Origin of the sequence: Yersinia ruckeri ATCC 29473 (assembly GCF_000754815.1) — a bacterium.
Classification (GTDB): Bacteria; Pseudomonadota; Gammaproteobacteria; order Enterobacterales; family Enterobacteriaceae; genus Yersinia; species Yersinia ruckeri.
This window is the reverse complement of the sequence record NZ_KN150747.1, coordinates 1,759,083-1,771,339: the sequence shown is the minus strand read 5'-3', so window position 1 is coordinate 1,771,339 and position 12,257 is coordinate 1,759,083. Positions and strand designations below refer to the sequence as shown.

The window sequence follows — 12,257 nt, the reverse complement described above, 5'->3', positions numbered from 1 at the left end:
AACTATGTGTTATCTGTATTCGATCGGCGAAACAGATCGAACGCATGGCAGGTTGTCGGGCATACGTTAAAAGAAGCGATGCCAGAGCAACTTGGCCAGAGAGATCAGTCGGTAGCGGATCTGTTTTAACCACTTTCTTAAAATATGTGACTCAAGCAGGGCCTCCACGCTTTCGTCAAAGATGTTAACTACAACGCGGGTGAAGCCTTCCTGTGCCGTAGTGGTAACCTTCTCCGTCCGATACTCAGGCTCAAGATGACGGGTCACAGCACTGATGGCTTTGTCGGGTAAAGCGGTGATTAGGGCTTCGACCCACCGAGGTATATTGAAACCTTCAGAGGCAGAAACCGCCAAGACAGGATGAACGGGAGAAAACACGGTATTCACCTGAGTCACCTTCTCCTGCAGGTTCTGCATCTGCCGCAGAGAAGGTTGGTGGGCTGTAGCATCCCATTCCCGGCAAGGCTCGATTTTATCGGCCTGGTTGATAACGAACAGAAAGCGGGCGGGATCTGTGCCCTGAGAAACCAACTGCCGGTAACATCGGATATCATCATTCCATGCGCGGTCATCGGCTTTCAGCACCCAGACGATCAGGTCCAGCCTATTCAACCAGTGTTGGTACAAATGGGCATACATCTTATCAAGCGTTGGTGTTTCACCAATCCCAGGAAAATCAACAATGTTAAGTGCATGCAGACCATCAGAGGTTTTGTACTGTTGAGCAAGATGGGTACATCCTTTCACTGCATCGACGCTTGCAGGAGGAGAGCTAAAGAGCGTATTGCACAGGCTGGATTTGCCTGCACCGGTTTTGCCCATCAGTCCGATGTAGGGTTCATAAGAGATGGCACGACTGAAATGATGCTGTATCTCACGTACTGTATCTGCTGGCAGACGGGAGAGTATCCTCGCCAGCGGCATATCTGCCGGATGTTCGTTGTTCATCAATATCACCTGTGATAATAATTCAATCTGGTTATCACAGAGATGATATTGGTCTGTGGATTTTTATAACTAAACCGGCTCAGCCTATACCTGATCCGAAATGCCTTTCCTTCTGACTAGTATTCATTGATTTGAGTTTCACTCTTCCCTTGTTGAAGTCGACATTAACCCCCTGAATACAGAATCCACCTGCAGGTATTCTGTCATATGGAAATTCTTTTGAAGTTACACGTACAGGAATGAAAAATGCGCCAATTTTGTCTCGGGGATCTATTTCGGCTATTTTACATAACCCTTTAAACCTTCCATTCTGAGCTTTTAAAACCTCCTCGTATTTAAAATATTTTATCCCCTCAAAATCATACTTCCCGTCCAACCGTCCCCATTCAGACCGGCTGACATTAATAATTATACATGTAGCTCTAAAAATCCCTTTATAATTCTCACCTGGTAAAACGTCATCGTTATAATAGCAGTCCACCTCTGTTTTCAGGATAACTGAGAAGCTGTATTCATCGGTTTTATCATCTGATATTTTAAATCTTCGCATGTCCAAAGCAAAATCAGAAGCGATTGCATTATCAATAGCATCCATCAGGCTTTTTAATTTTAGTCTATTATCCGCCGTTTTATTTCTCTTTTCACCGATAGAGATGAATGACGAAAAAGAAACCTGGCCACTGAAATCAATTCTCTTCCCAACCGTAAACTGGGGATACAGTTTGATTACCTCTGTTTCACCTACAGTAGTATTAATGATATCCAAGTTCTCTCTTTCTCTGCTAACTAACGCATAAAGGTAATGCGATGCACTTTTCTTTCCATTAGGCTTCGTTGCCTTTCCCCTGAGAAACTGCTCTGTATCCTCATCAGAATAGTACATCGTCGCCTTGTATTTATAACCCATCTTCTCCGTCTCCTATCATGACCACCGCATCAAAAGTAAAACCACCTGATAACCGCTTTCCGGCACTCAGCCATCCATCTCACATTCCTGGCAGGCAGTCGCATCAATACGTGATTGTAACCTACTTTTAGATGTAAATAAAAATTAAAGTAGGTTATAAAAGTGACCTGCTTTTGTTTTATTTAATGTTTATCATAATGATGCTAAAAATGAGATATCCCTGCCCGTAACAGCAACTCCCTGCCTTCACTCTCCGCCATCTGCATTGCCTATTTTCAACTTCAGCCCAACCATACCTTTGTAATGATGCTGAACAGGCAGAGTGAACATTGCGTAATCATTATTTTTTTACGCGACCTTCCCATCCTCTGAGGAAGGCTGCAACACAACACTGAGAACAGTCATTCCTCCTTTCACTTTTCACGTAAAGGGGATTCCACCATGAACACATCACCTACTCTGCTGAATGATCAGCTTGTTGATATGGTATTCATAACTACCTACACCAACTGCAGCGATAAATGGTTCTACAAACTCATCAGCGAAGGACAGTTCCCGAAACCTATCAAACTGGGGCGCAGCTCCCGCTGGCTTACGAGTGAAGTGGAAGCCTGGGTGCAGCAGCGTATAACTGACTCGCGTGGTCACTGAAGCATGTTGGTAAAAAAGAAAGGCTGTACCATCACCAGTGAGGTCTAGCAGAAGCCCAAAATGGATTAAGCAGGAGTGGTTTCATGAGAGCTCCCGGTCTTTCAGAAAACAATGCTTTCTTTTAAGTTCTGAATTGATAACCCTGGAGTAAAATTTAAGCATAGTAAATATGTCCAACCGCTATCTGCAAGGCACTATAAAGTAATTTCATCCTATTCCCATACAGTATATATATTACATACATGGATAAGCATACACAATAAAATATACAGAAAGACATATGAATATGGATTGCTAAATATATAAAACCAACCAGTTAAGGAGTGAATAAAATAAACGAAATCATATTAATTTTGTCACCGAGGATATTACATGGCACATTAAAAAACACTTTTGGAATATAATTAATGGAAGGTATAGATATCATTAATAATAACAGCATAGTTTACACCTTATGATATCCATTAAGTTATGATGACCACCAATAACTAAACCCACCTCTGTTCTGCATCGCATAGATTCAACTGACAAAAGCATTCACTGTCAAGTTTCTCATTATCGACCGTTGACACATACCTTACAGCACCATGCCTTTCTACTTAATGTCACTTTAACCCTCATTCGTGCCTCCATCGCTGCCATTTACTCTGGCAGGGCCTGCGCACGATTGAAATATGCCCCAGGAGTAATCTTCATGACCAACAGTAAATTTGGCCCCCTAAACTCTGACTATATGAGTCGTATTACTGAAATCATCAGCAAAGCAACAAAAGCCCACGCCAGAACATCCGTTTTCACCTTCGTACTCAGACTGCCTGAGTACCGCGATACAGGTGACAGTATTGCCTGCACCCCTAATCTGAAGACCGGTTTAATGGAACGCTTCACAGGGGCGCTGAGGGCGCGTATAGCAGCCCATCAGCAACGACGTAAACGGGAAAAGTCTCAGGTATGTCCAACGGACCTGAGATACGTCTGGGTACGTGAGGTAGGGAGCAGCGGTAAATCTCACTATCACGCAGCGATATTCGTTAACAAAGATACTTTCAATGGTTTAGGGGATTATTCGAAGGAAGACCATAACCTGGGGAGCTATATCAGCGAGGCCTGGCTAAGTGCATTAGGCCTACTCGACTTTCCTGAGTACCGAACGCTGGTTTCCTTCAACAACACGCCACATTATCTGGAGAGTCTTCAGGTGGACCGCTTTGGACAACAGTACCTGGGATTACGACGCCACCTGAGCTACTTTGCTAAAGAACACACCAAGGCCTACAGCAAGGAAGACCGTTCATTTGGGGGGAGTGTCAGATAACATAGACACATCCCCGCCGTGTGTATTAAGACCATCATTACTTTTATTTTTTACACGACCGTCCATCCCCTGAGGAGGCTGCAATACCGTCCTGAAGACAGTCATTTCTCCTTTAACCAACTGACTTAAAGGAGATGTAATCATGAACATCACCCCACCCTGCTAAACGATCAGCTCATTGATATAACCTTTATCACCACCTACACGGTCATGCCCGACAAGGGGTTCTATAAACTTATGCAGGACGGTTCTTCCCCAAGCCCATCAAACTGGACTGCAGCTCTCGCTGGCTACAGAGCGAAGTGGAAAGCTGGATGCAACAGCGTATTACACAATCGCGTCAATAACCGACTACTCCATCAGTGACCGATAAGATCGGCCTTGACTCAACATTCAATAACCAGCTAGACCGAGAAAAACATTCCAATTTTGTGGCCAACTTACCAAGCATAGATACTGTTAAAGGGCGCTACTCGACACCAACACTGCGGCAAGCTAGTTCACCACTGATTTTGGTACAAACCGCCAATTCCACTATTTATAATGATGCTACTCACGATCGACCTATTGCCTTACCCATCGGTAATGACACCAAACATGCATCTATTTTGGCCAAAGGCAATAAAGTCAGGCTGGTTCTATGAGATAATCCCGGTCAATATCATTTTGCAAACATTGTCGGAAGCCCACGTCGTAATTGACCTAGGATGGTTTTTTCGCTCTTCAGAGCTTAGTTTCCAATTCATGGGAATCCGATTGTTTTTCATAAGAAAAAGAGAACGCATTTACATGGCTAAATCACCAACCAAGAAAGCTGGCAAAGGCTTCGAAGAAACACTTTGGGATACCGCCAACCAGCTGCGTGGCAGCGTGGAATCCTCCGAATACAAGCACGTGGTGTTGAGCCTGGTATTCCTGAAATTTATTAGCGACAAGTTCGAAGCCAAGCGCAAGCAGTTAATCGATAACGGCCAGGAAGCCTTTGTCGATATGGATGTTTTCTATCAGCAGGATAACGTTTTCTTCCTCCCCCCAGAAGCCCGCTGGTCTTTTGTCAAAGCCCGCGCGAAGCAAGATGATATCGCGGTGATTATCGATACGGCCCTTTCTACTATAGAGAAACGCAATGCGTCGCTGACAGGTGCCCTGCCGGATAACTACTTCTCCCGTCAGGGGTTAGAGGTGAAAAGGCTCGCTTCTCTCATCGATAGTATTGAGAATATCGACACTCTCGCCAACGAAAGCGATCTGACGGAAGAGGACCTCGTGGGCCGCGTCTACGAGTATTTCCTTGGCAAGTTTGCCGCCAGCGAAGGTAAAGGCGGTGGTGAATTCTACACCCCTAAAGCAGTGGTGACCTTGCTTGCTGAAATGCTCGAACCCTATCAAGGCAAGATCTATGACCCTTGCTGTGGTTCAGGCGGTATGTTTGTGCAGTCCCTCAAATTTATCGAGAGTCATAAGGGTAAAAGCAGGGACATCGCTATTTACGGCCAAGAGCTCACTAGCACCACCTACAAGTTAGCCAAGATGAACCTGGCAGTACGCGGTCTTTCCGGCAATCTGGGAGAGCGTGCTGCTGATACCTTCTTTGCCGATCAGCACCCGGACCTCAAGGCCGATTTTATCATGGCCAATCCACCGTTTAACCTGAAGGACTGGCGCAACGAAGCGGAGCTCACCAACGATCCACGTTTTGCAGGTTTTCGCACTCCTCCTACCGGCAACGCTAACTATGCTTGGATCCTGCACATGCTCTCCAAGCTGAGTGAAGACGGTACTGCAGGCTTTGTGCTGGCTAATGGCTCCATGAGCTCGAATACCAGCGGTGAAGGCGAGATCCGCCAAAAGCTGATAGAAGATGACCGTATCGAATGCATGATTGCCTTGCCAGGACAGCTGTTCTTCACCACCCAAATCCCGGTCTGCCTGTGGTTTATCAGCAAAAGCAAAAAAGCCAACCCTCAATATGGCTATCGCGATCGTCGCGGCGAGACCCTGTTTATTGATGCCCGCAATCTTGGCACGATGGTGAGCCGTACCCAAAAAGAGCTGACTAAAGAGGATATCGCTACCATAGCCGATACCTTCCACGCCTGGCGCAGTAGCGAGAGCGAACTCAAGCGCCGTATCGAATCCAACGAGATCGGTGTCGAGCAATATCAGGATCAGGCCGGTTTCTGCAAAGTCGCGACTCTTGATGATATGAAGGCCAACGACTATGTGCTGACTCCTGGCCGCTATGTCGGGGCTGCTGATATTGAGGATGATGGGATTGCTTTTGAAACCAAGATGCAGGAACTGACCCAAACTCTTTATCGACAGTTAGATGAAGCGGCAACGCTGGATCAGGCGATTCGTGCCAATATGGAGGCATTGGGTTATGGAGAGTGATTGGACGCAAGCCAAATTAGGTGACTACATCGATTCTTGTCTAGGAAAAATGCTAGACAAAAATAAAAATACTGGTGAATACCATCCTTACCTTGGTAACAGTAACGTAAGGTGGGGGGAATTTGAGCTTGATGACCTTGCGGAAATGAAGTTCGAAGCACATGAACATACTCGTTATGGGCTTAAAAAAGGTGACCTGATCATTTGTGAAGGTGGCGAGCCAGGACGATGTGCAATTTGGGAAGATGAGATCCCAAATATGAAGATTCAGAAGGCATTACATCGAGTAAGAACGCTATCTGGGTTGGATAGTGAATATCTATACTATTGGTTCCTATTTTCTACTCGAGCAGGCCATATTGAGCCATTTTTTACAGGCACGACAATAAAGCATCTAACAGGCAAGGCTCTAAAGGAAATTCCAATTAGAATTCCACCGCTGACATATCAGCAATATGGTGCGAAATTGTTAAGAGGAATTGATAACAAAATCACACTCAACCGCCAAATCAACAAAACCCTAGAGCTAATGGCACAAGCGCTCTTTAAATCATGGTTTGTGGATTTTGACCCCGTAGTCGATAACGCGTTGGATGCAGGCTTTTTCGAGCAGGATTTAAAGTTCTCTGATGAGTTGCTGCGCCGCGCAGAGGCCCGCAAAGCCGTGCGTGAAAGTGCTGACTTCAAACCCTTGCCGGAGGATATCCGCCAGCTATTCCCTGCAGCTTTTGAGGAATGCTCCGAACCTTCACTTGGTTTGGGTGGTTGGGTGCCGAAAGGATGGAAAGTAAAGATTCTCGGCGAGATAACGAGCGAATTACGTCGTGGTATTTCACCAAAATATATCGACGAGGGTGGAGTTCAAGTCATTAATCAAAAGTGTATTCGTAATCACGAGGTATCCTATGAACCAGCTCGCCGTCATGATCAAGAAGCAAAGAGAACTGATGGGAGAGCACTTAAACTCGGTGATGTATGAATAGACCCCAGTTTCCTAGACGGTTGCGTGCCTCATGAACCAGGCACTTTCATAAACTGCAGGTGGTTGATCTTCACAGGCACTGTGACGCCGTTTAGCATTATAAAACATCTCTACATAATCGAAGATATCCGCCTTCGCTTCTTCTCTATTTTTATAGATCCGTTTCTTTATGCGTTCTCGTTTTAGCAACTGAAAAAAGCTTTCAGCCACCGCGTTATCATGGCAATTACCTCGGCGACTCATGCTGCTTTTTAAATTGTGAGCGGTCATAAAATGCTGACATCTTTCGCTCGTATATTGCGAGCCCTGATCCGAATGGATTAGTACTTTTGCCGTTGGTTTACGTCGCCACACTGCCATCAACAAGGCGTCCATCACCAGCTCTGCTGTCATTCGCCCCCCCATACTCCAGCCGATACCCCGACGCGAGAAAAGATCGAGAACAACGGCCAGATACAACCATCCCTCATGCGTTCTGATATAGGTCATGTCACTCACCCAATGCGTATTGGGGGTAGGAACAATGAACTGGCGTTCAAGGTAATTAGGGTTGGCAACTGATGTTTTTCCGCCGCCGTAATAGCGGCGTTTCCGATATCCGGTTTGAGAAGCCAACTCTGCAAGCCTCATTAGGCGCGCGATCCTGTTACGCCCAGCTCGCTCACCCAAGTCTTTCATGTCGAGCCAGATTTTTCGATAACCATAAACCGTACCACTTTCAAGCCACAGTTGTTTAATGAGGCCTGTTTGGCGCTCATCTTGCCTGGCGCGCAGAGATTGAGGCCGTTTTAGCCACTGGTAATAACCGCTGTAATGGAGGCCAAGAACCAGACACAACCGGCGTACCGCATAAAAGGTCGACATTTTTTTAATGAAGGCGTACTTCAGCCTGACGTTCTTGCAAAGTACGCGGCGGCCTTTTTTAAAATATCTCGCTCTTCAGTCACCCGCTTAAGTTCTTGCCTGAGGCGCTTTACTTCGTGCTGGAGGGCATCGTCCTGCTTGCGCTGTGGTTCGGGTTTTTGGTAACGCTTGATCCATGCGTAAAGGCTATTGGTGGAAACACCAAGTCGTGCCGCAACCTCAGAAACAGGGTATCCCTGCTCGTTAATCTGTTTTACAGCTTCAATTTTGAATTCTTCAGTGAACGTTTTGACTGACATAAACACTCCTTCATTAGGCCTCCATTATGAGGCAAAAAAGTGTCTACGAAACCCGGGTCTATTCAGTATTAGTTAATTCTACAGGGGTTGGAACCTTGGGGCGGATAGCACAAGTAACTCATCTATCTGAAACTACAGTTGCTGATTCGCATGTCACTGTCGTAAGGGTGAGTGATAATGCATGCCCTATTTTTACTTTTGGTCAATTAATGCTTTCTCTGGAAGCATTAATTGAGCGACTGGGCGAGGGAAGCACTGGACAAACAGAACTTAGTCGTAAAATTCTATCAGAGCAATTCGTGGTTTTACCGCCATTTGATATTGCAGAGAAAGCAGAGCGATCATTTAAGTCATTTTCTGAAAAGCAGGTATCAAACCGTCAACAGAACTCCGAGCTCATCAAACTCCGAGATACCTTGCTACCCAAACTAATCTCCGGTGATCTGCGCATTAGCGATAGTGAGGTCGACACCGCAGACGAAGTATTGGCATAAACCCTCCTAACGCCACACGATTTATTTATGGTGAGGCGGTTATTACTGATCGGCTATACCGACCACAAAACGAAGAAGAAGCCATTGCCATGAGCCATATTTTCACGGAAGCGAAGCTGGAACAGGCCATTATCTCCCTACTGGGGCAGCACTCGAATGCGGAAGGCCAATCCTGTTACCCTCATTTTGTCGGTAGCAATGTGCCGCGCATCGATAAAAGTGAAGTGCTTATTACGGATGACCTGCGCCAGTTTCTCGTCAACCAGTATCAGGCTGAGGGGATCACGGAAGGGGAGATTTTTCACATCCTCCATCAGTTGCAGACACTGCCTGCCAGCGATCTCTACCAGAGCAATAAAACCTTCTGCCACTGGCTCAGCAACGGCTTTTTACTTAAACGTGAAGATCGTAATAAGAAAGACCTCTATATCGAGCTGATGGATACCAGCACCTTGTCAGAGCAGTTAGCCAGCTTATTTACAGGGCATGGCGAAGATATGGTCGAGGTGGGCAATAATATCTACCGGTTGGTTAGTCAACTAGAGATAGAAGGACAGACCCGTGACGGCGGGCTGCAACTGCGTATCCCCGATGCCATCTTGTATGTGAATGGCTTGCCGCTGGTAGTCTTCGAGTTTAAATCGGCGGTACGGGAAGAAGAGGCCACCACCTATGACGCCTGGCGCCAACTATGCGTGCGCTACAAGCGCGACATTCCTAAGCTGTTTGTCTATAACGCTCTGTGTATTCTCAGTGACGGAGTTAACAATAAGCTAGGTAACCTGTTTGCTCCTTACGAGTTCTACTACGCTTGGCGCAAGGTGAACGGTAACGAGTCCACAGAGCAAGATGGCATCAATGGTCTCTACACCCTGATCCAAGGGCTATTTCATCCGGTCCGTCTGCTGGACGTGTTGAAGAACTTCGTCTTCTTCCCAGACACCAGCAAACAGGAAGTGAAGATCTGCTGTCGCTATCCGCAGTACTACGCCGCCCGTAAGCTTTACTACAACATTAAAAAAGAGCGCAAGCAGATAGCGGCCAACGGCGAGAATATCGGTGGCACTGGTAAAGGGGGAACCTACTTTGGTGCCACGGGCTGCGGCAAGAGCTATACCATGCAGTTTCTTACCCGGTTGTTGATGAAGAGCGTCGATTTTGCCAGTCCGACCATTGTTCTCATTACCGACCGCACCGATCTCGATGAACAGCTCGCGAAGCAATTCTGCAATGCCACCGCTTTTATCGGAGATGCAGTGATTGAACCGGTCACCAGCCGTCAGGATCTGCGGGACAAGCTGGCCGGATGCGCCAGCGGCGGGGTATTCCTCACGACCATTCATAAATTCACTGAAGATATTCAACTGCTCTCCAGTCGCAGCAACATCATCTGTATCTCTGACGAAGCCCACCGCAGCCAGATTAACCTCGACCTTAAGATCAGCATCGACGCTGAGAGCGGCACAGTGAAGAAAACCTATGGTTTTGCTAAGTATCTGCACGACTCGCTGCCTAATGCGACCTATGTTGGCTTTACCGGCACCCCTATCGACGCCACTCTGGATGTATTTGGCCCCACCATCGATAGTTACACCATGACCGAATCGGTTAATGATGAAATCACGGTGCGAATTGTCTACGAAGGACGAGCGGCCAAAGTGGTGCTTGATAACAGCAGGCTGGAAGAGATCGAGCAGTACTATCAAGAATGCGAAAAGTTAGGTGCCAGTGAACACCAGATTGAAGAGAGCAAGAAAACCACGGCCAATATGAATTCCATCTTGGGCGATCCGGATCGCATCGAAGCATTGGCCAAGGATTTCGCACAGCATTACGAAAAACGGGTGACGGAAGGTTCGACCATCAAAGGTAAGGCGATGTTTGTCTGTGCCAGCCGGGAGATTGCCTACGATTTCTATAAGAGTCTGAAGCTACAGAGCCCCGATTGGTTCGAGGCGAAACAGGCTATCGATGGTGTCACCCTTACCGAGCAAGAGAAAAAAGAACTGATGAGTCTTCCTCTGGTCAACATGGTAATGACTCGGGGCCAAGATGATGATGAGGCCATGTATAACTTGCTCGGTACTAAGGAGTACCGCCGTGAGCTGGACAAACAGTTCAAGAACCCTAAGTCCAACTTCAAAATTGCGATTGTGGTGGACATGTGGCTGACCGGCTTTGACGTGCCCGAACTTGATACAATATACATCGATAAACCGTTGCAAAAGCACAACCTGATCCAAACTATCTCGCGTGTAAACCGCCGGTTTGAGGGTAAGGAAAAGGGGTTGGTAGTCGATTACATCGGCATTAAAAGCCGGATGAACATGGCATTGGCCATGTACTCGAAGGCTGATAAATCCAACTTTGAAGATGTCCAACAGTCACTGATTGAGGTGCGTAATCACCTGCATCTGCTTGCTCAGGTGTTCCATACTTTCGATAGCCGCAATTACTTCTCTGCCGCGCCGACCTTACAGCTGGAATGCCTCAACCGGGCCGCCGAGTTTGCGCTGCAGACCAAGAAGATTGAGTTGCGCTTTATGGGATTGGTGAAACGCCTGAAAGCCGCCTATGACGTTTGCGTTGGCAGTGAAGAGATCACTCAGGATGAGCGAGAGCGAATTCATTTCTATCTGGCCGTGCGTTCTATCGTCTTCAAGCTGACTAAGGGCGATGCGCCAGACACCGCGCAGATGAATCAGAAAGTGCGTGAGATGATTGCCGAGGCACTCAAGGCTGAAGGAGTAGAGGAGATCTTCACCTTAGGCGAAGATAAAGCTGAGACCATCGACATCTTTGATGATGAGTACATGGCTCGCATTGGCAAGATCAAGTTGCCTAATACCCGGATGCAACTGCTGCAAAAGATGCTGGCAAAAGCTATTAGTGATTTTCAAAAGGTGAACCAGCTTCAGGGCATCAATTTCTCCAAGCGTTTCCAGGCATTGGTTGAACAGTATAATCAGCGTAAAGAGAACGACGTGCTCAACGGTGAAGAGTTCGATACTTTCACCCAGCAGATGGCCGACATGATCTACGACATTAAGACCGAGATGATGTCGTTCGCCGATATTGGCATCGATATGGAAGAGAAAGCCTTTCTCGATATCCTGGCGCATATGTGTGAGAAGTACGATTTCACCTATGACAAGGATAAGATGTTGGAATTGGCCAAGGATATGAAGGTTATTGTCGACGACAGCGCCCAGTACCCCGACTGGAGCAACCGCGACGATATCAAGGCCAAGCTGAAAGTAGATCTTATCTTGCTATTACACCGCTATGGTTTCCCACCGGTAGCCAACGATGCAGTCTACAAGAGCGTGCTAGAGCAGGCGGAGAACTTCAAGAAGTACCTTCATAGCTGATTTATCAAATTGAGGATTGGCATGAAGTTTGA

The 12,257-nt window shown here is 46.8% G+C and carries 10 protein-coding genes and 1 pseudogene; 8 read left to right on the top strand and 3 right to left on the bottom strand.

The features are described 5' to 3' along the window. Positions 1-66: 66 nt before the first annotated feature. Together DJ39_RS07845 and DJ39_RS07840 are read right to left on the bottom strand one after the other, a co-directional pair. Positions 67-948, bottom strand: coding sequence for a GTPase family protein (locus DJ39_RS07845; protein ID WP_230596577.1), 882 nt, complete (start codon positions 946-948; stop codon positions 67-69). A 79-nt stretch (positions 949-1,027) separates the two neighbouring features. Continuing rightward, complete coding sequence (locus tag DJ39_RS07840; RefSeq protein WP_004720076.1) at positions 1,028-1,855, bottom strand: hypothetical protein; 828 nt, start codon at positions 1,853-1,855, stop codon at positions 1,028-1,030. Between the two features lie 441 nt (positions 1,856-2,296). On the opposite strand from DJ39_RS07840, the gene DJ39_RS07835 reads away from it, so the two are divergent. The 6 genes and pseudogenes from DJ39_RS07835 to DJ39_RS07815 all read left to right on the top strand — a co-directional run bounded on the left by DJ39_RS07835 (position 2,297) and on the right by DJ39_RS07815 (position 7,194). Continuing rightward, a complete protein-coding gene (locus tag DJ39_RS07835; protein WP_038251288.1) occupies positions 2,297-2,506 on the top strand; it encodes a helix-turn-helix transcriptional regulator in 210 nt (69 codons plus the stop codon). A 694-nt stretch (positions 2,507-3,200) separates the two neighbouring features. After that, on the top strand, positions 3,201-3,821 hold the full coding sequence (locus DJ39_RS07830) for an inovirus Gp2 family protein (protein ID WP_038251287.1): 621 nt from the start codon (positions 3,201-3,203) through the stop codon (positions 3,819-3,821). Positions 3,822-3,980: 159 nt separating this feature from the next. Continuing rightward, positions 3,981-4,168: pseudogene (locus DJ39_RS18250) on the top strand (helix-turn-helix transcriptional regulator). An 84-nt stretch (positions 4,169-4,252) separates the two neighbouring features. Beyond that, positions 4,253-4,465, top strand: coding sequence for a hypothetical protein (locus tag DJ39_RS07825; RefSeq protein WP_004720071.1), 213 nt, complete (start codon positions 4,253-4,255; stop codon positions 4,463-4,465). A 145-nt stretch (positions 4,466-4,610) separates the two neighbouring features. Beyond that, entirely contained in the window at positions 4,611-6,215 is a 1,605-nt protein-coding gene (locus DJ39_RS07820; protein WP_004720069.1) for a class I SAM-dependent DNA methyltransferase, read from the top strand. Then, the gene (locus tag DJ39_RS07815; RefSeq protein WP_038251704.1) at positions 6,205-7,194 is read left to right on the top strand and encodes a restriction endonuclease subunit S; all 990 of its coding nucleotides are present in this window, start codon (positions 6,205-6,207) and stop codon (positions 7,192-7,194) included. The genes DJ39_RS07820 and DJ39_RS07815 overlap by 11 nt, the downstream gene beginning before the upstream one ends. A 15-nt stretch (positions 7,195-7,209) precedes the next feature. Here DJ39_RS07815 and DJ39_RS07810 read toward each other — a convergent pair. Beyond that, positions 7,210-8,360 (bottom strand): IS3 family transposase gene (locus tag DJ39_RS07810; protein ID WP_155274691.1). Its coding sequence is split into 2 segments (ribosomal slippage): positions 7,210-8,123 and positions 8,123-8,360, totalling 1,152 coding nucleotides; the frame shifts between segments, so codons are not numbered across the junction. A gap of 26 nt (positions 8,361-8,386) precedes the next feature. Here DJ39_RS07810 and DJ39_RS18170 point away from each other — a divergent pair. Continuing rightward, complete coding sequence (locus tag DJ39_RS18170) at positions 8,387-8,854, top strand: restriction endonuclease subunit S domain-containing protein (protein WP_207973446.1); 468 nt, start codon at positions 8,387-8,389, stop codon at positions 8,852-8,854. 89 nt (positions 8,855-8,943) lie between these two features. Beyond that, complete coding sequence (locus tag DJ39_RS07795) at positions 8,944-12,225, top strand: type I restriction endonuclease subunit R (RefSeq protein ID WP_004718874.1); 3,282 nt, start codon at positions 8,944-8,946, stop codon at positions 12,223-12,225. The last annotated feature ends 32 nt before the right edge of the window (positions 12,226-12,257 follow it).

Coding starts and splice junctions, on each gene's coding strand:
- DJ39_RS07845 (WP_230596577.1), bottom strand. CDS start 948: ATGAACAACGAACATCCGGCAGATATGCCGCTGGCGAGGATACTCTCC.
- DJ39_RS07840 (WP_004720076.1), bottom strand. CDS start 1,855: ATGGGTTATAAATACAAGGCGACGATGTACTATTCTGATGAGGATACA.
- DJ39_RS07835 (WP_038251288.1), top strand. CDS start 2,297: ATGAACACATCACCTACTCTGCTGAATGATCAGCTTGTTGATATGGTA.
- DJ39_RS07830 (WP_038251287.1), top strand. CDS start 3,201: ATGACCAACAGTAAATTTGGCCCCCTAAACTCTGACTATATGAGTCGT.
- DJ39_RS07820 (WP_004720069.1), top strand. CDS start 4,611: ATGGCTAAATCACCAACCAAGAAAGCTGGCAAAGGCTTCGAAGAAACA.
- DJ39_RS07815 (WP_038251704.1), top strand. CDS start 6,205: ATGGAGAGTGATTGGACGCAAGCCAAATTAGGTGACTACATCGATTCT.
- DJ39_RS18170 (WP_207973446.1), top strand. CDS start 8,387: ATGAGGCAAAAAAGTGTCTACGAAACCCGGGTCTATTCAGTATTAGTT.
- DJ39_RS07795 (WP_004718874.1), top strand. CDS start 8,944: ATGAGCCATATTTTCACGGAAGCGAAGCTGGAACAGGCCATTATCTCC.